This is a genomic window from Micromonospora sp. CMU55-4, from assembly GCF_011602315.1.
In the GTDB taxonomy this organism is placed as follows: domain Bacteria; phylum Actinomycetota; class Actinomycetes; order Mycobacteriales; family Micromonosporaceae; genus Micromonospora; species Micromonospora chalcea.
In genome coordinates this window covers 79,227-100,815 of the sequence record NZ_JAAOLH010000001.1, presented here as the reverse complement: position 1 = coordinate 100,815, position 21,589 = coordinate 79,227, and the positions used below count along the sequence as shown (strand labels likewise).

Genomic DNA, 21,589 nt, shown 5'->3' with positions numbered 1-21,589 from the left:
TTCAGGAACGGTGGCGGTCCGCGCTGGCCGGGCCGAGGATCACCGCGCGTACGTCGTCCTCCACCGCGGCGGTGCAGACGAACACCAGCTCGTCGCCGGCCTCGATCGGGTCGTCCGGGGTGGGCACCAGCACCCGCTTGCCGCGCACGATCGCCACCAGCGCCGCGTCCCGGGGGATCGGCACCGCGTGGATCGCCTGCCCCACGTAGGGCGCGGTCGGCGGCAGGGTGATCTCGACCAGGTTCGCCTCGCCCTGCCGGAACGTCATCAGCCGGACCAGGTCGCCGACGGTGACCGCCTCCTCGACCAGCGCCGCCATCACGCGCGGCTTGCTGACCGCGACGTCGACGCCCCACTGCTCGGTGAACAGCCACTCGTTCTCCGCCCGGTTGACCCGGGCCACCACGCGGGGCACCGCGAACTCGGTCTTGGCCAGCAGCGACACCACGAGGTTGACCTTGTCGTCGCCGGTGGCCGCGACGACCACGTCGCACCCGGCCACGTCGGCCTCCTCCAGGCTGGCCAGCTCGCACGCGTCGGCGAGCACCCAGTCGGCGGCGGGCACCCGGTCGGGCCGCAGCATCTTCGGCTGCCGCTCGATCAGCATCACCTGGTGGCCGTTGTCGATCAGCTCCTGGGCGATCGAGCGGCCCACGTTGCCGGCGCCGGCGATGGCGATCCGCATGGCTCAGTGCCCCCCTTCCGGCGGCGCCGCCGCCACCGACGTGACCGGGCCGTTGATGTCGTCGGTCACCAGCATGAAGACCTGGTCGCCCTCCTGCACCACGGTGGAGGCGGTGGGCAGGGTGCCGATGCCGAACCGGTTCAGGTAGGCCACCCGGGCGCCGGCGGCCTGCTCCAGCTGCCGCAGCGGCCGGCCGATCCAGTCCTTGTGCACCGGCACCTCCATGATCGACACGGTGCTGGTCGGGTCGCGGAAGATCTCCACGTTGCCCTCGGGGACCAGGTGGCGCAGCATCCGGTCGGCCGTCCACCGGACGGTCGCCACGGTGGGGATGCCCAGCCGCTCGTAGACCTGCGCCCGGCGCTGGTCGTAGATGCGGGCCGCGACCCGGGACACGCCGAACGTCTCCCGCGCCAGCCGGGCCGAGATGATGTTGGAGTTGTCACCGCTGGAGACCGCCGCGAACGCGTCGGCCCGCTCGATGCCGGCCTGGCGCAGCACCTCACCGTCGAAGCCCGCGCCGGTCACCGTGATGCCGGCGAAGTCCGGCCCGAGACGGCGGAACGCGTCCGCGTCCTGGTCGATCACCGCCACCGAGTGGCCGCGCGACTCCAGGCTGTGGGCCAGGGTCGACCCGACCCGGCCGCAGCCCATGATCACCACATGCACGGTGTCCGCTCCTCCCACGGCGCCGCCCGCCGACCCGTCGCCTGCGAGCCTGCCACGTCCCTCCACGGGACGGGGGACCGAACCGTACCGCGCGGGCGCGCAGGCCGGAGATCGACCACCCCCGCGCCCGGCACCAGGTGGTCGTACGCTTGGCGGTTGTGGCCCGACCCACCTCGCTGCTGAAGCGACTCCTCCTCGGTCGACCGTTCCGGTCCGACCGCCTGCAGCACACGCTGCTGCCGAAGCGCATCGCGTTGCCGGTCTTCGCCTCCGACGCGCTCTCCAGCGTGGCGTACGCGCCGGACGAGATCCTCCTGACGCTGTCCATCGCCGGCGCCTCGGCGTTCTTCTTCTCGCCGTGGGTCGCGCTCGCGGTGGTAGTCGTCATGCTCACCGTGGTGGCGAGCTACCGGCAGAACGTGCACGCCTACCCCTCCGGCGGCGGCGACTACGAGGTCGCGACGGTCAACCTCGGTCCCAAGGCCGGCCTGGCGGTGGCGAGCGCGCTGCTCGTCGACTACGTGCTCACCGTCGCCGTCTCGGTCTCCTCCGGCGTGGCGAACCTCGGCTCGGTGGTGCCGTTCGTGGCCACCCACAAGGTGCTCATCGCGGTCAGCGCGGTGTTGCTGCTCACCGCGATCAACCTGCGCGGCCTGCGCGAGTCCGGCACCGCCTTCGCCATCCCCACGTACGGCTTCGTGATCGTCATCGGCGGCATGCTGCTGACCGGGCTGGTCCGCGTCTTCGTGCTCGGCGACGACCTGCGCGCGCCGAGCGCCGGCCTGGAGATCCAGGCCGAGCACAGCGTCACCGGGTTCGCGCTGGTGTTCCTGCTGCTGCGCACGTTCTCGTCGGGCTGCGCGGCGCTCACCGGCGTGGAGGCGATCTCCAACGGCGTACCCGCCTTCAAGGCCCCGAAGTCGAAGAACGCGGCGACCACGCTGCTGCTGCTCGGCGGCATCGCGGTCACCATGCTGGTCGGCATCATCTGGCTGTCCCGGCTCACCGGCCTGCAGTTCGTCGAGGACCCGAGGACGCAGATCGTCTCCGGCCCGGTCGACTACGTGCAGAAGACGGTGACCGTGCAGCTCGGGGAGACCGTGTTCGGCGGCGGCTCGGTGCTGCTCTACGTGGTCGCCGGGATGACCGCGCTGATCCTGTTCCTGGCCGCCAACACCGCCTTCAACGGCTTCCCGGTGCTCGGCTCGATCCTCGCGCAGGACCGCTACCTGCCGCGCCAGCTGCACACCCGAGGCGACCGGCTGGCGTTCTCCAACGGCATCCTCTTCCTGGCCGTCTTCGCGGTGGTGCTGATCATCGGCTTCCAGGCCGAGGTGACCAAGCTCATCCAGCTCTACATCGTCGGGGTGTTCGTCTCGTTCACGCTCTCCCAGGCCGGCATGATCCGGCACTGGAACCGGCACCTTCGCAACGAGCGGGACCCGGAGGCGCGCCGCCGGATGCTGCGCTCCCGGGCGATCAACACGTTCGGCATGGTGATGACCGGCGTGGTGCTGGTCATCGTGCTGGCCACGAAGTTCCTGCTCGGGGCGTGGATCGCGATCGTCGCGATGGCGGTGATGTACGTGGTGATGCTCGGCATCCGCCGCCACTACGACCGGGTCGCGGAGGAGCTGGAGCCGACCGAGCAGCGGGGCGTGCTGCCCGCCCGCAACCACGCCATCGTGCTGGTCAGCAAGCTGCACAAGCCGACGCTGCGGGCGGTCGCGTACGCGCGGGCGACCCGGCCGGACACGCTCACCGCGGTAACCGTGAACGTGGACGAGCAGGACACCCGGGAACTGCAGGCCGACTGGGAGCGCCGCGAGCTGCCGGTGCCGCTCACCGTGATCGACTCCCCGTACCGGGAGATCACCCGGCCGATCCTCAACTTCGTCGCGTCGGTGCGCCGGGAGTCGCCGCGCGACGTGGTCACCGTCTTCATTCCCGAGTACGTGGTGGGGCGCTGGTGGGAGAACCTGCTGCACAACCAGAGCGCGCTGCGGCTCAAGGGGCGGCTGCTGTTCGAGCCGGGCGTGATGGTGACCAGCGTGCCCTGGCAGCTCGCCTCCACCGCCAGCAAGAACCTGGACCGCCTGGACGCCACGCTCAGCCGGGGTCCGGCGCGCGGCCCCCGGGTGGCGCCGCAGAGCACACTGCCGCCGCCGGTGCCGTCCGCGCCGTCCGCGCCCTCCACGCCGTCCGCGCCCTCCGCCGAGCGGGAGGAGCGGCCGTGAGCGCCGACGAGCGTCCCGGTCCGGTGCCGACGGCGGAACGCCCCGGGCTGGAGGAGGCCGAGCGGGTCGAGCTGACAGTCGACGCGGTCGCGCCGGGCGGGCACTGCGTGGCCCGCGTCGGCGGGCAGGTGGTCTTCGTCCGGCACGCGCTGCCCGGCGAGCGGGTGATCGCCGAGGTGACCGAGCTGCACCGGGGCTTCGCCCGCGCCGACGCGGTGGAGATCCTGGACGCCGCACCGGACCGGGTCACCCCGCCGTGCCCGTACGCCCGGCCGGGCGGGTGCGGCGGTTGCGACCTCCAGCACGTCGCCCCGGCCGCCCAGCTCGACTGGAAGCTCGCCGTGGTGCGCGAGCAGCTCACCCGGCTGGGCGCCCTCACCGCGGAGCAGATCGACGCGCTCGGCGTCCGCGTCGAGGCGCTGCCCGGCGGGCCGCTGGGCTGGCGTTCCCGGGTCCGGTACGCGGTCGACGCGGCCGGGCGGGCCGGGCTGCTCAAGCACCGCTCGCACGAGGTGGTGCCGATCGAGCGGTGCCTGATCGCGCACCCGGCGATCCAGGAGCTGCCGGTGCTCCCGCCGACCGGCGCCCGCTGGCCCGACGCCGACGCGGTGGAGACCGTCGCCAGCACCGGCGGGGACGTCGCCGTGGTCGCGTACGCCGAGGGGGTTCCGACGGCGGTGAGCGGGCCGGAGCGGGTCCGGGAGACGGCGGCCGGGCGGTCCTTCACGCTGCCCGCCTCCGGGTTCTGGCAGGTGCACCCGGCGGCGGCGGACGCGCTGACCGGCGCGGTGCTCGACCTGCTCGACCCGCAACCGGGCGAGACGGCCTGGGACCTGTACGGCGGCGCCGGGCTGTTCGCCGCCGCGCTCGCCGAACGGGTCGACGGGGCCCGGGTGACGCTCGTCGAGTCCGCGCCGGACGGCGTGGCCGCGGCCCGGGAGAACCTCGCCGACCTGCGCGGCGTCGAGGTGGTCGCGGCGCGGGTGGAGACCGCGCTGGCCCGGCGCCGGATCACCGGCCCGGTCGACCTGGTGGTGCTCGACCCGCCGCGCTCCGGCGCGGGCGCGCCGGTGGTCCGCGACGTGGTGGCCGCCGGGCCGCGCGCGGTCGCGTACGTGGCGTGCGACCCGGCCGCCTTCGCCCGGGACGTCCGCACGTTCCGCGAGGCGGGGTGGCGGCTGGCCGAGTTGCGCGGGTACGACCTGTTCCCGATGACCCAGCACGTGGAGCTGGTCGGCCTGTTCCTGCCCGCGCACGGCCCCGGCCCCGCGCGTTAAGAAGGGGCCCTTTTACTACCGGATCCGTTAAGAAGGGGCCCTTCCTTGCGCATCGTCGGGCTGATGTCGGGCACGTCCTACGACGGCGTGGACGTGGTGGCCGCCGAGTTCACCGCCGACGGCGACACGCTGCGGCTGCGGCCGCTCGGGCACCGCGAGCTGGCGTACCCGGACGACCTGCGGGCCGAGATCAGCGCGCTGCTGCCCCCGGCGGCCACCACCATCGAGGCGGTCTGCCGGCTGGACAACCGCCTCGGCGAGGTGTTCGCCGAGGCGGCGGCGGCCGGCGTCGAGCTGGCCGGGGGCGCTGCCGACGCGGTCGTGTCGCCCGGGCAGACGGTCTTCCACTGGGTCGAGGCGGGCCGGGTGCGCGGCACGCTCCAGCTCGGCGCGCCGGCCCGGGTGGCCGCCTGGGTGGGCGTACCCGTGCTGCACGACCTGCGCTCGGCGGACGTGGCGGCCGGCGGCCAGGGCGCGCCGCTGGTCCCGGCGTTCGACGCGCTGCTGCTCGACCCGGCTGCCGGCCCACGTGCGGCGTTGAATCTCGGCGGGATCGCGAACCTCACCGTGGTCGCGCCCGGCGCGCCCGTCCTCGGGTACGACGTGGGCCCGGCCAACGCGCTGCTGGACGCCGCCGCCCGGCGCTTCCTGGACCGGCCCTGCGACATCGGCGGAGCGCGGGCCGCGGCCGGGCGGGTGCACGAGGCGCTGCTGGCCCGGCTGCTCGCCGAGCCGTACTACGCCGCGCCGCCGCCCAAGTCGACAGGCAAGGAGCTGTTCCACGGCGGCTACCTGGACGCGGCGCTGGCCGCGCTCGGCGAGCCGGTGGCCGCCGACGACGTGCTGGCCACGCTCACCGAGCTGACCGCCCGCACGGTGGCCGACGCCTGCGACCGGCACCGGGTCACCGAGGTGGTGGCCGCCGGCGGGGGAGTGCGCAATCCCACACTCCGGGCGCGGCTGGCCGCGCTGGGCGCGGGACGCTGGCGGCTGCGCACCACCGACGAGCTGGGCATACCCGCCCAGGCCAAGGAGGCGTATGCGTTCGCGCTGCTCGGCTGGCTGTCCTGGCACGGCCTGCCGGGCGCGGTGCCGTCGGTGACCGGCGCGTCCCGGGCCGCCGTGCTCGGCTCCTGGACGCCGGCCGGCCCGTCCGCCGCCGCGCCGCGCCCACCCGCGCCCCGGCGGCTGGTGGTCGACGCCTGACCTGGGTCGATGCACGGCCGGGCTGCGGACTGTCGCGCGGCCGATAGACTCTCCGGTCATGAGTGTTGAAGAGGGCACGGCCAACCACGGTCGGCTGCTGGGCACCGTCCGCGGCCCGCAGGACGTGAAGCGGATGACCGCCGAGCAGCTGGACATCCTCGCCGCCGAGATCCGTGACTTCCTGATCGCCAAGGTCTCCCGCACCGGCGGCCACGTCGGCCCCAACCTGGGTGTGGTCGAGCTGACCCTGGCGATGCACCGGGTCTTCGACTCCCCCCGCGACCGGCTCCTCTTCGACACCGGCCACCAGGCGTACGTACACAAGATCCTCACCGGCCGGCAGGAGGGCTTCGACAAGCTCCGCCAGCGCGGTGGCCTCTCCGGCTACCCCAGCCAGGCGGAGAGCGAGCACGACCTGATCGAGAACTCGCACGCCTCCACCGCCCTGTCGTACGCCGACGGCCTCGCCAAGGCGTACGCGCTGCGCGGCGAGAAGCGCTCAGTGGTGGCCGTGGTCGGCGACGGCGCGCTCACCGGCGGCATGTGCTGGGAGGCGCTGAACAACATCGCCACCGCCGGCAACCCGCTGGTGATCGTCGTGAACGACAACGGCCGGTCCTACTCGCCGACCATCGGTGGCCTCGCCGACCACCTGTCGTCGCTGCGGCTCAACCCCGGCTACGAGAAGGTGCTCGACACGGTCAAGGACGCACTGGGCAACACCCCGTTCGTCGGCAAGCCGATGTACGAGGTGCTGCACGCGGTCAAGAAGGGCATCAAGGACGCGGTCGCCCCGCAGGCCATGTTCGAGGATCTCGGCATCAAGTACGTCGGCCCGGTCGACGGCCACGACGTGCCGGCCGTCGAGGCGGCGCTGCGCGCGGCCAAGAACTTCGGCGGCCCGGTGATCGTGCACGCGGTCACCCGCAAGGGCTACGGCTACCGTCCCGCCGAGGACGACGAGGCCGACTGCCTGCACGGCCCCGGCGCGTTCGACGCCGAGACCGGCAAGCTGCTCGCCGTGCCGTCGGTGAAGTGGACCAACGTCTTCGCCGACGAGCTGGTCGCGATCGCCGACGAGCGGCCCGACGTGGTCGGCATCACCGCCGCCATGGCCGAGCCCACCGGCATCGCCACGTTGGCCCGCAAGTACCCGGAGCGGGTCTACGACGTGGGCATCGCCGAGCAGCACGCGGCCACCTCCGCCGCCGGCCTCGCCATGGGCGGGTTGCACCCGGTGGTGGCGGTCTACGCCACGTTCCTCAACCGCGCGTTCGACCAGGTCCTGCTGGACGTGGCGATGCACAAGCTGCCCGTCACGTTCGTGCTGGACCGCGCCGGCATCACCGGCCCCGACGGGCCCAGCCACTACGGCATCTGGGACATGTCGGTCTTCGGCGTGGTGCCCGGCCTGCGGATCGCCGCGCCCCGCGACTCGGCCACGCTGCGTGAGGAGCTGCGCGAGGCGATCGCCGTGGACGACGGCCCGACCATCCTGCGCTTCCCGACCGGCACCGTCGCCGCCGACCTGCCGGCCGTACGCCGGGTCGGCCCGGTCGACGTGCTGGCCGAGTCGGCGCGTACCGACGTGCTGCTGGTGGCGGTCGGCTCGTTCGCCGGCCTCGGTGTCGAGGTCGCCGCCCGGGTCGCCGAGCAGGGGTACGGCGTGACTGTGGTCGACCCGCGCTGGGTGCGCCCGGTGCCGGCCGAACTGGTCGAGCTGGCGTCCGCGCACCGGCTCGTGGTCACCGTGGAGGACGGCGTACGCATCGGCGGCGTCGGCTCCGCGCTGGCGCAGGCGATGCGCGACGCGGACGTCCGCGTACCGGTGAAGGACATGGGCGTGCCGGCCGACTGGCACCCGCACGGCAGCCGCGCGCAGATCCTGGCCGACCTGCGGCTCACCGCGCAGGACGTGGCACGCGACGTCACCGGCTGGATCTCCAGCCTCGACGCCACCCCGGTCGACCCGGCCGCGAACGGAGCCCGAGCCCAGAGCTGACCCCGCTCTCCGTCGCGCCCGCCCGCCCGCGTCGATCTTGCACTTGCGGCCCTCCTGATGTCGGCTTCGCCCGATAAGGGAGGGCCGCAACCGCAAGATCGCCGGGCGGGGGCGCCCGGGGTGATCATGAGGTTGGCCGTGGATTGTGTCCGGTTTGTCGCCGTCAAGTTCATGATCGACGGGGTGGGCGGCGGCGCGGGAGAGCGGGGTTACGGGGTGGGGAGGGATCGGTACCAGGTCTTCTCGGTGCCGGCCAGGCTGAACGTCTGCCGCTGGTCGGTGTGCTCGACGACCACCAGGCCGGGACGGTCCACCAGGCGGGTGGTGCCGGGCGGGGCGGAGAACGACACCTCGCCCGTACGCCAGCTCAGCACCGCCAGCGGCCGGCCGGGCATCGGCAGGTGGTACGCCTGGAGCGTGGTGGACCGGTCGGCGGGGGAGACCACCGGCGTGCCGCCGTCCGCGGGCCGGTAGACCACCGCGGTCATCGTCCCGCTGGGACTGTCCCAGCTCAACTGTTCCAACTCGCCCGGCTCCCCGTCGCCGAGCGCCACCGAACCGAGCGAACGGGTGGCGATCTTCGCCATCGGCCAGGACTCCGGCGCGGAACGGGGCGCGTCCCGGTCGCCGATGCGGCGCGGCACACTGCCGAACGGGCCCCGCTCACCGGCCAGCACGCAGGTGTCCAGCCCGGTCAGCGCGCGCTTCCCGGCGCCCGTGTCGTCGCGTACCAGGGGGTAGCGGGGCGCTTCGGTGGCCGTACCCAGGTCGAGGACGCGGTCCGCGGCCTTGCCGCGCGGCAGCGACGTCGTGGGCCGCAGCGCCGCGGTCAGCTCGACGGCCCGGCACGCCGGCACGGCGACCGGCTCGGTGACGCCGTCGGTGCTGGTGACGGCCTTGCCGTCGGGGCCGAGCAGGCGTGCGACGCGGGCCGAGGTGAGGTAGCGGCGGCCGTCCGGGTCGCGCACCGGCAGCACGTCGGAGTAGACCAGGTAGCCGGGATCGGTGTACTCGGTGGCGTGGGCCACCCGCCAGCGCTGCCCGTCCCGGTCGAGTTGCAGCAGCCAGGAGGCGGCGTCACCGGGCACATCGGCGGCGACCAGCGCCAGCGCGGAGCCGGCCACCTGACCGGAGAAGAGGATGCCGGAGGTGGGCACGTGTACCCGGTCGTCCACCGGGGAGCGCCACTCGCGTACCGCTGTGGTGATCGCGGCGGTCGCCGCCGCGTCGCCGGCCAGGCTGCCGCGCGGCGGCCACACCGCGAGGTTGCCGTCCAGGCTGTCGTAGCCGACCCGCAGATCCGCCGGCTTCCGGTCCGCGATCGGTCCGCAACCCGCGGTGACCAGCAGCAGAGCTGCCAGCGCGGTGCCCGTCGTAGCGCTTCGGCGGGCTGAAAGCACCCTGATCCCCTCGCCGGTCGTCGGTCGGAAGCCCACATGGTACGAGACGGCCCGCCGCCCGGCCGCGCCCGGCTCACCCTTTCGGTCGAGTGACCACTGCGGAACGTGACGGGCGATTCGGGTATCAATATCCGGCTCCGGTAGACTCCGCCGATTGTGACGCCTGCCGAGACCCGCGGCGCCTCGACGCCGGACGCCGCCGCCCCGACGGGCCACCGCTCCGTCACCCTTGATCCACCACCGGTCACCGTCGCCGAGCCGGAGCCGGCGACCACGACACCTCCGCAACCGCCGGCCGAGCCCGAGGCGCCGGCCACGCCGGGCGCGCGGCGCGTGCGCCGGTGGCGGTGGACCCGCCGCCGGATCGACCTCATCGTGTACGGCGGATTCCTGCTCGCCGCGATCTGGGTGACCAGCGGCATCTGGGCCGACCCGGCCGGGCGGGTGGCCGCGCTCTACAGCAGCGACCCGGCGCAGGTGCAGTTCTTCCTGGCCCACTCGGTACGGGTGGTGCTGCACGGCGAGTTCCCGTTCTTCACCGAGCAGTTCAACTACCCCGACGGCGTCAACCTGATGGCGAACACCGCCATCCTGGCGCTCGGCATCCCGATGGTGCCGGTGACCCTCCTGTTCGGACCGGCGGTCTCCTTCGTCACGCTGGTCACGCTCGGCCTGGCCGGCACCGCCGCCGCCTGGTACCGGGTGCTGTCCCGGCACGTGATCCGGCACCGCCCGGCCGCCGCCGTGGCGGCCTGGTTCTGCGGGTTCTCGCCGGCCATGCTGTCGCACGCCAACTGGCATCCGAACATCATCAGCCAGTTCCTGCTGCCGTTCATCGTGTGGCGGGTGCTGGTGCTGACCCGCTCGATCCGGCCGGTGCGCGACGGCGTGCTGCTGGCGCTGCTGGTCACCGCGCAGGCGTTCATCAACGAGGAGATCCTGCTCTTCACCGCGCTCGCGCTGGGCGTGTTCCTGATCGCCGTGGTGGTGCAGCAGCGCGAGCGGTGGACGACCGCGTGGCGTCCGCTCGGCGCCGGGCTGGCGGTCTGCGCGGCGCTGGCCGGCGCGCTGCTGGCGTACCCGCTGTATGTGCAGTTCGCCGGCCCGATGGCGTACCACGGGCTCAGCGACGCGGTACGCGACTACGGCAACGACATCGCCGCGTACTTCGCCCCCGGCTCGCCCACGTTCGGCGGCAACGAGCGCGCCAACGTCAACCTCGCCCCGAACTACTCGGAGGAGAACGCGTTCTTCGGCTGGAGCCTGTCGCTGATTGCCGTGGGCATCGTGATCTGGCTGCGGCGCGACGTGATCGTCCGGGCGCTGGCCGCGACCGGGCTGTTCTTCGCCGTGCTCTCCCTCGGCGAGCGGATCTCCTGGTGGGACCGGGAACTCGTCACCGGGCCGTGGGAGCTCCTGGTGCGGCTGCCGCTGCTGGACGCCGTGGTGCCCACCCGCTTCGGCCTGATCACCAGCGTGACGGTGGCGATCCTGCTCGCGTACGCGGTGCGCCGCGCCTGGGCGCTGCGGGGCGTGGACCGGCGGACGGCCCGCAAGCTCACCGCCGCCGGCCTGATCCTCGCGCTGCTGCCGATCGCGCCGATGCCGTTGCGGGTCACCACCCGGGAGCCGGTGCCGAAGTTCATCACCGCCGACCGGTGGCGGCAGTACGTCGGCCCGGACCAGACGCTCGTGTCCGTGCCGGTGCCGGCGATGGGCAACACCGACCCGATGCGCTGGGCGGCCAGCACCAACCTCGACTTCAAGATTCCCGGCGGCTACTTCCTCGCCCCGCGCAACGGCGTCACCGGAGACCCGGGACGCTTCGGCGGGCGGCCCAGCGGCATCGGCGAGATGCTGCGGGAGGTGTCGTCCACCGGCCGGACGCCGAAGCTCGACGACCGGCAGCGCCGCCGCTACCTGGACGAGCTGCGGCACTGGAACGCGGCGGTGGTGGTGCTGCCGCTGGCCGAGCAGAACGCCGAGCCGCTGCGCCGCACGGTGGAGCAACTGGTCGGGCCCGGACGGCAGGAGCTGGACGTGTGGCTGTGGGACGTGCGGAAACTGACCAGCCGGCCCGCCTGACCGCACCCGAGCAGCCCGCTCCCGCGCCCGCGCCCCGCCGCCGGCCGGTCGACGCGCTGGTGGTGGCCGGCTACCTCGCGCTCGCGGTGCTGCTCACCAGCGACCAGTGGCGCCGCCCGGAACGGCTGTTCCACCAGGCCGGCGACCAGATCCTGTTCGAGTGGATGCTGGCCCGGGCCGCCCGCGCGGTCACCGGCGGCGAGAACCCGCTGCACAGCGCCGCGCTGAACGCCCCGGACGGGGTGAACCTGATGGCGAACACGTCGGTGCTCGGGCTGGGCGTCCCGCTCACCCCGGTCACCGTCGCGTTCGGCTCCCAGGCGGCGTTCCTCGTCGCCGTGACGATCAGCCTCGCCGGCACCGCCACCGCCTGGTACGCGCTGCTCGCCCGCCGGCTGGTCCGCTCCCGGGCCGCCGCCGCGGTGGGCGGCCTGGTCTGCGGCTTCGCCCCGGGCATGGTGGCGCAGGCCGGCGCGCACCTGCACATGGCCGCCCAGTTCCTGGTGCCGGTGATCCTCGCGCTGGTGTTCCGCCCGGCCACCGACCGGGTACGCCGCGACGGCGTGCTGCTCGGGCTCGCCGTCGCGTACCAGGTGTTCCTCGGCGAGGAGGTGCTCGTCTTCCTGGCGCTGGCCGCCGGGGTGTTCGCCGGGGCGTACGCGCTCGCCGACCGGGCCGCCGCGCGTCGCCTGGCGCCGGTGGTGGCCCGCCGGCTGGGCGTCGGCGCGCTGGTGGCGGGCGTGCTGCTGGCGTACCCGCTGTGGTTCCAGTTCGCCGGGCCGGGCCACTACCGGGGGATGCCGTTCCACACCGGGGGCTACCGGCTGGACCTGGTCTCGTTCGTCGCCTCCGCCCGGCAGACAGTTGCCGGGGACGCCCACCGGGCCGGGCTGCTGTCGCCGAACCCGACCGAGCAGAACTCGTTCTTCGGCCCGTTCCTGCCGCTGCTGGCGCTGCTCGTCGTGGTATGGCTGTGGCGGCGGCCGCTGGTACGCGCGCTCGCCGCGTGCGGCCTGCTGTTCGCGGCGCTGTCGCTCGGCGCCTCGGTGGTGGTGAACCGCGACGACACCGGGCTGCCCGGCCCGTACCGCCTGCTCGCCGGGGCGCCGCTGCTGGACCTGGTGGTGCCGGCGCGCTTCGCGCTGGTGTGCGTACCGGTGCTCGGGGTGCTGCTGGCGCTCGCAGTCGACCGGGTCCGGCACGGCGCCGTGCGCGCCTGGGCGCCGTGGGCCGGCGCGGTCGCCGCCGCGCTGCTGCCGCTGACGCCGACCCCGATCCGCACGGTGCCGGTCGCGCCGGTCCCGGCCGTCGTGTCCGGCGGCGGCTGGCAGGCGTACGTGCCGCAGGGCCGCACGCTGGTGCCGGTGCCGCCGGTGACCGGGGCGGCGGTCAGCCCGGCCATGTTCTGGTCGGCGCGCACCGCGCTGGCGTTCGACGCGCCGGGCGGCTACTTCATCGGCCCGCGCTCGGCGGACGACCCGGCCGCCCGCTGGGGCGCGCCGGACCGGCCCACGTCGCTGCTGCTGCGCCGGGCCGCCGAGACCGGCCAGGTGCCGCCGGTCGGCGACGCGGAACGCCGGCAGGCGGTCGCCGACCTGCGGCGCTGGCGGGCGGCGGCGCTGGTGCAGGCCGACTCGACGCCGGCCGACCCGGTACGCGCCACGCTGGACGCACTTCTCGGCCCCGGCCGGGACGTGCCCGGCGGGCACCTGTGGGACGTCCGCGGGCTCGTCGGCTGAGCGGGACGCCGGCTCAGACCCGGTCGCGCACGTCCCAGAGCCACACGTCGTCCACCCGCTGCGGCGGGCCGAGCAGCTCGGCCATCAGGTCACGCAGCACCGCCTCGCGCGGACCGGACCCGAGCACCACCACCGACGCCCGCCAGAAGCGCAGGTCGTCCACGGCCTGGCGGCGGTTCTCCTCGGTGATCTCCGGCACCGCGTTGGCGTCCATCGTGGAGTAGATGAGCGTGCTGGTGGGGCGGTTCGGGGCGCCGAAGACACCCTCACCGCGCTCGTTGGGGCCGATGAAGTAGCCGCCCGGGATCGGGAACTCGTGCCCGGTCAGCGCGCTCCAGCGCAGCGTGTGCAGCCCGTGCACGTTGCTCGGGATCGGCACCGGCACCAGCGTGCGGCCCTCCGGCACGTACGGCCGCCAGCCACCCGCGGTGATGAAGCGCGGCGGCGGGTCGATGTGCTCCGCCGGCAGCGGACGCGGGATCAGCGGCACCAGGGCGGCCACGATCGCGGCGTACCCGGCCAGCCGCAGCACCCGGCGGCGCGTGTCGCGCGCGGCCGTCCCGTCGCCGTCGTCGTCCGTGCTGTCGTCGGCGGCGGCGCGGGGGGCGGGCACCGGCGGACGGCCGGCACCGGCCAGCGCGTCCCACGCCAGGGCGAGCAGCACACCCACGGCGGCCACCACGACCAGGCTCAACCGGGTCGGCATCATCATCTCGACCAGCGGCAGGTCGTCCGGAATGTACGCCCACGGCCCGTCGACGTCGGTCTCCACACCGTTGAACCGCACCACCGGGCCGATCGAGGCGATCGTGAAGACGACCACCAGCACGGCCAGGATCCGGGCCGGCACCGACCGGCGGACCAGCAGCACCAGCGCGCCCAGCGCCACCAGCACCAGCGGCCAGCCGAACCAGGTGTTCTGCTCGGTCAGCCCGATGGTCTTCTCCACCGCCTCGTCACCGGCGATCGTGTCCCGGGCGAACGTGACGAAGGCCACCAGGTCCTCACCCCAGTTGTGGAAGACGCCGCCCTGCAATCCGCGGTAGGACTGCGGCCCGTTGAACTGGAACCAGATCGGGTACGCGGTCAGCAGCAGCGCCAGCCCGCCGCCGAGCCCGAGCGCGGCCAGGAACGACCCGGCCCGCTCGCGGGCCGCCCGGGGCCGCTGCGCCGCGTACGCCACCACGACGACCAGGCAGGCCAGCGCGGTGAGCAGCAGCATCTCCTCGTTGATGAAGACCTGGTACGCCACCAGCAGCCCGAGCGCCAGCCCGTTGCGCCGCCACCGCCCCGGCTCGCCCAGCCGCAGCACCCGCGCCACGATCAGCGGCAGGAGGAAGTTCGACACGAAGTTGGGCTGGCCGTTCGCGTGGTGGACGATGCCGGGCGCGAAGCCGAGGAACGCGCCACCGGCGAACGCGGCGGCCCGGGACCGGACCAGGTGCCGCGACAGCACCCAGTACGACGTGGCGGCGGTCGCCGACAGCGCCGCGCCCAGGTAGAGCGCGTACATCACCTGCGGGCCGAGCAGCAGCGTCAGTGGCGCAAGCGGCAGCGTCACCCCGAGCAGCGAGGTGTTCGCCATCATGTTCACCCCGTCCGGCGCGTTCTGCCGGGTGGTGAACAGCGGGTTCTCCAGGTGCTGCACCGAGTACGCGCCGTGCGCGAACAGCCACTCGAACCAGCTGTGGTCGGTCGGCAGGTGCGAGGAGACCCGGTGCTCCACGTCGCCCCAGTAGTTGAGGCAGACGAGAACACCGAGCAGCACATAGGCTCCGATGGCCAGCAGATCGGCGCGGGCCGGCCGGCGACGGGCACGGCGTGGCGGATCGGCCACGACGGCGTCCGTCTCGACGGACGAGGGGTTCAACGAGGGGTCCACCACGGGCACGGCCACGACGCGCCATCGTACAGGCGAATTGTGGCAATGCCGGTCACGGCCGGACGGCGGCCGGGCGCGCGGGAGAGGATGGTCGTGACCGTCATCGATCTGGGGGAGTTGCGTCACGACGCTCCGCCCCCGGCGGCCCCCCGCCCGCCGCGCAGCGTCGGGCGGCCGGCCCGCACCCTGGCGCTCCTGCTGCTGGCGCTGCTCACGCTCGCCGCCGCCGCGCCGCCGCGAGGACCGGCGGAGTGGACGCTGCCCGGCGGCCTGGGCTCGGCCGTGTTCGTCTCCGGCGACGTGGTGTACGTGGTGCGGCCGAACCGCGGTGACGGGCGGGAGATCGTCGCCTACCGCGAAGGGCGGGAACTGTGGCGCAGTCCGCTGCCCGGCATCGGCACCGCCGTGTCGGTGTGGGAGCAGGACGGCCGGGTGATGGTGGCCGGCCCGGCCGGCGGCGACGAGGACTGGGAGACGGTGACGTACGACGCGGCCACCGGCGCGGACGTCTGGCGCCGGCGCGGGGTCGCGTTCGCGGTCGGCCGGGTGCTGCTGTCGCAGTCCGCCGCGTCCGACCCCCGCCCGTCGATCACCCGGGTCGACCCCGCCGACGGAAGGACGATGTGGACGCTGCCCTCGACGGGCATGCTGGGGTTCGATTACGGCTCCGGGACGGAACGCATGCTGTTGTGGCCGGCCACCGGGCAGGTGGTGGTCGTGGACGCGCGCACCGGCGCGCGGGTCGCGGCCCGGGACCTGCACCCGGTGCGACCGCCCGGCCCGCGCCACGTGATGACCGTGGCCGGGCTGCTGCTGGAGATCGGCGGCGGGCTCATCGAGGCGTACGACCTGGACACGCTGCGACCGCGCTGGACCGTCGAACAGAAGCTCGTCGACTACGTCGACAGGTGCGGCGCCCTGCTCTGCGCCGTCCGGCCGGGCGCCGGGATGACAGCGCTCGACCCGGCGACCGGCGCCGTGCGCTGGAGCGTGGACCGGTGGGCACGCGTCGTGGCGGCGCGCGACGACCGGCTGCTCGTCGGCGACACCGCGATCGGCGCCGGCGGCCTGGCGGTGCTCGGCCAGGCCGACGGGCGTCTGATCGCCGAGCTGGGCGGCTGGACCCTGGCCCCGCAGCACGGGTCCGGCGGCCCGCTGCTGGCCACCCGGCTGCTGGGCGGCGGCCGGCAGCTCCTGGCCGAGATGGACCTGTCCGGCGGTCCGCCCCCGATCAGGGGAGTGATCACCGGGACCGACTGCACGACCGGCGTGACGCTGCTGGTCTGCCGCAGGCCCGCAGGTGACTACGTGGTGCGGCGGCTGCCGTGAGCCCGGTGATCGAACTGGGCGAGATGCGGCACGGCGAGTCCGCCGACGAGCCGGAACCCGCGCCGCCCCGTCGGCCGCCCGGCCCGGCGGTCCGGGTGGCGCTGCTCGGCGTACTGGTGCTGCTCGTCGTGCACGCTGCCGCCGGTCCGCCGCGCCGGCCCGTGCCGATCCGGATTCCCGCCCCGCAGGGCGCGGCGTTCGTGGTCCGGCCGGACCGGGTGGTGGTGGCCGACGGCCCCGGCGCGACCGGCCGGGGCGGGCGGGTGGTCGCCGCGTACCGGCTGCCCGGCGGGGAACCGGCGTGGCGGTTCGCGCTGACCGACGGCGACCACGTGCTCGGCCTCACCACAGTGGCCGGGGGACTGCTGGTGACGAGCAGCCCGGCCGGGGACGGTGACTCGGTGTCGGCGATGCTCGACCCGGCGACCGGCACGCTGCGCTGGCGGCATCCCGGATACCCGGTCCCGACCGCCTCCGGCGGGCTGCTGCTGGAGAACCCCCGCCCGCCCGGCGCGGGCACCGTACGGGCCGTGGACCCGGCCTCCGGCGCGGTGCGGTGGACGCTGCCCGTACCGGGCCAGGAGGTGGGGTACCGCCGCGACGACCACGGGGTGACACAGCTCGTCCTGGTCACCCCGCAGGGCCGGGTGACCGTGTACGACGCGGACGCGGGCACCGTCGCGCACACCGGCCGGGTGGCGCCCGCGGCCGGCCGCGCCGACTACCGGTACGCCCAGGTGGTGGCCGATCTGCTGCTGGTCGAGGACGCCCGGGGCTCGGTCACCGGGTACGGGCTGGACCGGCTCGAGGAACGGTGGAGCCTGCCGGTGGGCTCCCGCGCCGGACTCTGGTTCGCCGACTGCGCCGGGATGGTGTGCCTGCGCAACCAGGTGGGCGGCGCGCAGACCCTCGATCCGGCCACCGGCCGCCCGGCCTGGACCGACGAGCGGTGGCTCGGGATGGGACCGGTCGGCGACCGGCTGATCGCCGCCGAGCGCGGGGTCGGGGAGGAGCTGGAACTGTCGGCGCTGGACCCGCCGACCGGCCGGGTGCTGGCCCGGCTGGGCCGCTGGCGCGTCTCCGGCAACGACCTCCCGTCCGGGCCGCTGCTCGGGCTGCGCACGCTCACCGAGGACCGGACGCTCGTCGGCGCGCTGGACGTGGCGGCCGGGCAGGTGCGGATCCGGGGGATCCTGCCCGGCGCCTGGTCGGAGTGCGCGGACACGGGTACGCAGCTGGTGTGCCTGCGCCCGACCGGCGGCATGGCGATCTGGCCGGCCGGACGCTGATCACCAGTTGGCCTGCGCCGGTGGCGGCGGCAGGGGCGTCGACTCGGGCCGAAGCACGTACGCGATGCCGCCGCTGCCCACCTGCCAGGCATGCTCGAACGGCGCGCGCGGCACGGTGCGGCGGACCCGCTCGTCGTCCGGCGCGTACGGGTCGTTCAGCACCGGATCGCCGTCGGCGGTGAAGCCGGCCAGCACGATGAGGTGCCCCCGGGTGTCGTAGTCCAGCCCCGGCACCTGCCCGGCGGTGAACGCCGCCGAGACGATCAGCGGGATGCCGGCGGCCACGAACAGTTCCGCCTCGGCCAGCGAACGCAGCCGGGTGACGAACGCGTCCACGCCGTGCGTCGCCGCGTACGCGGTGTTGAACGGCCAGTTCCCCGCTCCGGCGTACGCGTGGTCGAAGCAGTGCCGGGCGGCGTGCACCACCCGCGGGCGGGGGCCGGGCGGCGTCACCCAGGCGTACCGGTCCGGGGTGGGGCCCGCGCCCCAGAAGTCGAGCACCATGGACACGCAGGTGGGGCTGCACCAGGAGTCTCCACCGCCGCCCCAGCGGGTCTCCCCGGTGGCGTGCAGCCGCTGCGCGTAGCGCGGCACGTCCAGCACCCGCCCTCGCGCGCCGCCCGCGCCGGCATCGGTTCTTGCGACGGCTCGTTGTCCGACGCCGGGCGGGTCGGTGGAGGCGACCACGCCGATCGTGCGCAGCGCCGGGCCGTCCGCCGCGTCGAGGCGGCGCAGCAGCGTCACCCGCACCTGCCAGCCGGTCACCGTCGCGCCGGTCACCCGCAGCGTGTCGGCGGCCACCCGCGCCCGGTCGTCCGCCTGCCCGGGTACGGACGCCCGGTGCACCGTGCTGTCGTCGGCGGCCCAGTTGCCCAGCTCGTACCAGCCGGTGGAGGCCGCGTCGCCGGCCCAGCCCCGCAGCTCCACGCGCAGCCAGCAGCCGGCCGGCGTGTGCGCGGTCCAGGAGGGCACCAGCTCGACGGCGGCGAAGCCGAGCGGCGTCACCGGGGAGGTCCAGCTCCCGGCGGCGTACTCGGCGGTGGTCCCGGAGTGCGGATCGGTGTGGGTCAGGCGGCCGGGCGCGCCGTCGAGCACCAGCCCGTCCGGCCCCGCGGTGAGCCCGTCGGCGAGGCCCACGTCCCGGTCCGCCGGGAAACGGAACCGGCGGTACGCGATGTCGCGGCCGGTCATCGGGGTGCCGCCCGGCGTGGATCGGGTGCCTCGACCGCGTGCTTGTCGATCATTGCCGCTGAGCATCGCGTACCCGAAGGTTTTGTGCAACGGCGGTGGGTGCGGGCCCCGCGCTGGACGGGTCGGCCGGTGGGTTCGGGCCAGCCGCGCGGGAGGGTCCGCCTGCTCGCCGGGCCCGGTGTGATCAGGGGCGTAGCGAGTCGATGGGGCGGCCCAACTGACTGCACTTTCGTCACCGAAGGTAACCGTGACGTGAGGTCCCGGGGTTCACCCTGCGCCGACTTTGCTCTGCAGCCATCGACGCAACGGTGACTCACCGCAACAAGTGCGTATCGGGCTGCAGAGCAAAGTCGACGGAAGGGCATCGCAGGCCCCGACGGCCGAATTGGCATATCTGCAGTTCAACGGCTTCTGACTCGGCGGCAGTCTCGCGTGGAGGAGCAACCGTCGGTGACAGTGCGTGACGCAGCGGCGCGCCGTCGCCAATCTCACGGACAGTCACAGAAATCCGCGCGTGCGAGGAAGAGCGACCCGGTGGACGGCGGGAGGATCATGCGCCGCCGGGACAGCTCCTCCGGCGACACGCTTGGCCGGCGGCACTAGGTTGTCAGAGGTCACGAGGCGGGAGGGCCGGGATGCGGGTACTGGTGGTCGAGGACGAGCGCAACCTCGCCGACGCGATCGCGCGCGGGCTGCGCAAGCGCGGGATGGCGGTGGACGTCGCCTACGACGGCGACGCCGGCCACGAGGCGGCGTTCGTCACCCGTTACGACGTGGTGATCCTGGACCGCGACCTGCCGGGTGTGCACGGCGACCAGATCTGCGCCGATCTGGCCGCCTCCGGCGCGCTGACCCGGGTGCTGATGCTCACCGCGAGCGGCACCGTCGCCGACCGGGTGGAGGGGCTGCAGCTCGGCGCCGACGACTACCTGGCCAAGCCGTTCGCGTTCGACGAGCTGGTGGCGCGGGTGCAGGCGCTCGGGCGCCGGGCCACCCCGGCCGCGCCGCCGGTGCTGGAGGTGGCCGACCTGGTGCTGGACCCGGCCCGGCGGGTGGTCACCCGTGGTGGCGTGCCGCTCGACCTCACCAACAAGGAGTTCGGCGTGCTCGCCGAGCTGCTCAAGGCGCGCGGCGCGGTGGTGTCCAGCGAAGAGCTGCTGGAACGGGTCTGGGACGCCAACACCGACCCGTTCACCACGATCGTCCGGGTCACCGTGATGACGCTGCGCAAGAAGCTGGGCGACCCGCCGCTCATCGACACGGTGGTCGGGGCGGGCTACCGGATCGGCCGCACGCAGTGAGCGTGGGCACCCGGCGGGTGCGGCCGACGCTGCGGTTGCGGCTGACCCTGCTCAACGGCGTCCTGCTGGTCGGTGCAGGGGCGATCCTGGTGCTGCTGGCCTGGCTGCTGGTCCGCGACGCGCTGCGCCCCACCGACGAGCTGCTGCCCGGCACCACAGTGGTGCTCACCGACGGCCGTACCCTCGACGCCGGGCAGTGGCAGCGGCAACTGGTCGACGCGGCGTCGCAGGAACTGCTGGTCAAGGGACTGCTCGCGCTCGTGGCGATCAGCGTCGTCGGGGTGGCCGGGGCGTACCTGGTGGCCGGCCGGGCGCTGCGCCCGCTGCACCAGGTGACAGCCACCGCGCGCCGGCTCGGCGAGGCCACGCTCGACGAGCGGATCGGCTGGTCCGGCGCCGACGACGAGGTGGCCGAGCTGGCCGAGACGTTCGACGCGATGCTGGACCGGATCAGCGGCGCGTTCGAGGCACAGAAACGGTTCGTCGCGAACGCCTCGCACGAGCTGCGGACGCCGCTCGCGGTGATGCGTACCGAAATCGACGTGACGCTCAGCGACGACGACGCCGACCTCGCCGAGTACCGCCGCATGGCCGGGGTGGTGCGGGACGCCTCGGAGCGGGCCAACGGCCTGGTCGACGCGCTGCTGGTGCTGGCCCGCAGCGAGGCCCAGACCGGCCGGCGGCTGGCCCGGCGCGCGGAGTCGGACCTCGCCGTCGGCACCGCCAACGCGCTGTCCGCGGTGTCCCGGGAGGTCGAGCGGATCGGCCTGAAGGTGCACACGTCGCTGCGTCCGGCGCCGGTGGTCGGTGACCCGGGGCTGCTGGACCGGCTGGCCGGCAACCTGGTGGAGAACGCGGTCCGCTACAACCACCTGCACGGGCGGATCTGGGTGCGCACCGGCACCGACGGGCAGCGGTCCTGGCTGGTGGTGGGGAACACCGGCTTCGAGGTCGCCCCCGCCGACGTACCCGGGCTGTTCGAGCCGTTCCGGCGCGGCGGCCAGGAACGCACCGGTGCTCGCGGCTCCGGGCTCGGTCTGTCGATCGTGCGGGCCGTCTGCGACGCGCACGGCGGCACGGTGAAGGCGGTCGCCCAGCCCGGTGGCGGCCTGGAGGTGACCGTCACGCTTCCGTCGGCCGACCCGCCCGCGGCCACCTGACCGCCCATCCCGACCCGTCCAGCCGGTGAGGCGGCCTCACCTTTTCGTGCGGACAGCCTCGGCTGTCCTGGCCGGACCCGGCGGTGGTCGGCCCCCGGCGGCACGGTGGTCGGGCAGAATGCTCGGCTCACGCTGGA

The 21,589-nt window shown here is 74.4% G+C and carries 15 protein-coding genes; 10 read left to right on the top strand and 5 right to left on the bottom strand.

Annotated features, from left to right (window positions below; translation table 11 throughout):
- Position 1: 1 nt before the first annotated feature.
- Both HA073_RS00415 and HA073_RS00410 read right to left on the bottom strand, forming a co-directional pair.
- A complete protein-coding gene (locus HA073_RS00415; RefSeq protein WP_043325670.1) occupies positions 2 to 685 on the bottom strand; it encodes a TrkA family potassium uptake protein in 684 nt (227 codons plus the stop codon).
- A 3-nt stretch (positions 686 to 688) separates the two neighbouring features.
- Positions 689 to 1,354 carry a TrkA family potassium uptake protein gene (locus HA073_RS00410; protein WP_043325668.1) on the bottom strand — a complete coding sequence of 222 codons (666 nt, stop codon included), beginning with the start codon at positions 1,352 to 1,354 and terminating at the stop codon, positions 689 to 691.
- A gap of 158 nt (positions 1,355 to 1,512) precedes the next feature.
- On the opposite strand from HA073_RS00410, the gene HA073_RS00405 reads away from it, so the two are divergent.
- The 4 genes from HA073_RS00405 to dxs are packed head-to-tail and all read left to right on the top strand — an operon-like array spanning position 1,513 to position 8,076.
- Positions 1,513 to 3,591, top strand: a complete 2,079-nt coding sequence (locus tag HA073_RS00405; protein ID WP_166455468.1) for an APC family permease — start codon at positions 1,513 to 1,515, stop codon at positions 3,589 to 3,591.
- Complete coding sequence (locus tag HA073_RS00400; protein WP_309227970.1) at positions 3,588 to 4,868, top strand: TRAM domain-containing protein; 1,281 nt, start codon at positions 3,588 to 3,590, stop codon at positions 4,866 to 4,868. The genes HA073_RS00405 and HA073_RS00400 overlap by 4 nt, the downstream gene beginning before the upstream one ends.
- A 45-nt stretch (positions 4,869 to 4,913) precedes the next feature.
- Positions 4,914 to 6,074 carry an anhydro-N-acetylmuramic acid kinase gene (locus HA073_RS00395; RefSeq protein ID WP_166455467.1) on the top strand — a complete coding sequence of 387 codons (1,161 nt, stop codon included), beginning with the start codon at positions 4,914 to 4,916 and terminating at the stop codon, positions 6,072 to 6,074.
- Between the two features lie 58 nt (positions 6,075 to 6,132).
- Positions 6,133 to 8,076 carry a 1-deoxy-D-xylulose-5-phosphate synthase gene (gene dxs, locus HA073_RS00390; protein ID WP_064447144.1) on the top strand — a complete coding sequence of 648 codons (1,944 nt, stop codon included), beginning with the start codon at positions 6,133 to 6,135 and terminating at the stop codon, positions 8,074 to 8,076.
- Between the two features lie 209 nt (positions 8,077 to 8,285).
- Here dxs and HA073_RS00385 read toward each other — a convergent pair whose 3' ends face one another.
- Positions 8,286 to 9,476, bottom strand: a complete 1,191-nt coding sequence (locus HA073_RS00385; protein WP_064447146.1) for a hypothetical protein — start codon at positions 9,474 to 9,476, stop codon at positions 8,286 to 8,288.
- 156 nt (positions 9,477 to 9,632) lie between these two features.
- On the opposite strand from HA073_RS00385, the gene HA073_RS00380 reads away from it, so the two are divergent.
- Positions 9,633 to 11,561 carry a hypothetical protein gene (locus tag HA073_RS00380; RefSeq protein WP_166455466.1) on the top strand — a complete coding sequence of 643 codons (1,929 nt, stop codon included), beginning with the start codon at positions 9,633 to 9,635 and terminating at the stop codon, positions 11,559 to 11,561.
- A complete protein-coding gene (locus HA073_RS00375) occupies positions 11,519 to 13,300 on the top strand; it encodes a hypothetical protein (RefSeq protein WP_166455465.1) in 1,782 nt (593 codons plus the stop codon). The genes HA073_RS00380 and HA073_RS00375 overlap by 43 nt, the downstream gene beginning before the upstream one ends.
- Positions 13,301 to 13,313: 13 nt before the next feature.
- Here HA073_RS00375 and HA073_RS00370 read toward each other — a convergent pair whose 3' ends face one another.
- Positions 13,314 to 15,182, bottom strand: coding sequence for a hypothetical protein (locus tag HA073_RS00370; RefSeq protein ID WP_375336217.1), 1,869 nt, complete (start codon positions 15,180 to 15,182; stop codon positions 13,314 to 13,316).
- 93 nt (positions 15,183 to 15,275) lie between these two features.
- On the opposite strand from HA073_RS00370, the gene HA073_RS00365 reads away from it, so the two are divergent.
- Positions 15,276 to 16,511 (top strand): PQQ-binding-like beta-propeller repeat protein, encoded by a 1,236-nt coding sequence (locus tag HA073_RS00365; RefSeq protein WP_166455463.1) that lies wholly within the window; start codon positions 15,276 to 15,278, stop codon positions 16,509 to 16,511.
- Complete coding sequence (locus HA073_RS00360) at positions 16,508 to 17,800, top strand: PQQ-binding-like beta-propeller repeat protein (protein ID WP_166455462.1); 1,293 nt, start codon at positions 16,508 to 16,510, stop codon at positions 17,798 to 17,800. Before HA073_RS00365 ends, HA073_RS00360 begins: the two co-directional genes overlap by 4 nt.
- On the opposite strand, the gene HA073_RS00355 is transcribed toward HA073_RS00360, so the two are convergent.
- Positions 17,801 to 18,991 carry a C39 family peptidase gene (locus tag HA073_RS00355; RefSeq protein WP_240925448.1) on the bottom strand — a complete coding sequence of 397 codons (1,191 nt, stop codon included), beginning with the start codon at positions 18,989 to 18,991 and terminating at the stop codon, positions 17,801 to 17,803.
- Positions 18,992 to 19,626: 635 nt separating this feature from the next.
- Between HA073_RS00355 and HA073_RS00350 the strand changes: the two genes are divergently transcribed.
- Together HA073_RS00350 and HA073_RS00345 are read left to right on the top strand one after the other, a co-directional pair.
- Complete coding sequence (locus tag HA073_RS00350) at positions 19,627 to 20,292, top strand: response regulator transcription factor (RefSeq protein ID WP_043325656.1); 666 nt, start codon at positions 19,627 to 19,629, stop codon at positions 20,290 to 20,292.
- A gap of 2 nt (positions 20,293 to 20,294) precedes the next feature.
- A complete protein-coding gene (locus HA073_RS00345) occupies positions 20,295 to 21,452 on the top strand; it encodes a cell wall metabolism sensor histidine kinase WalK (RefSeq protein ID WP_176722869.1) in 1,158 nt (385 codons plus the stop codon).
- The last annotated feature ends 137 nt before the right edge of the window (positions 21,453 to 21,589 follow it).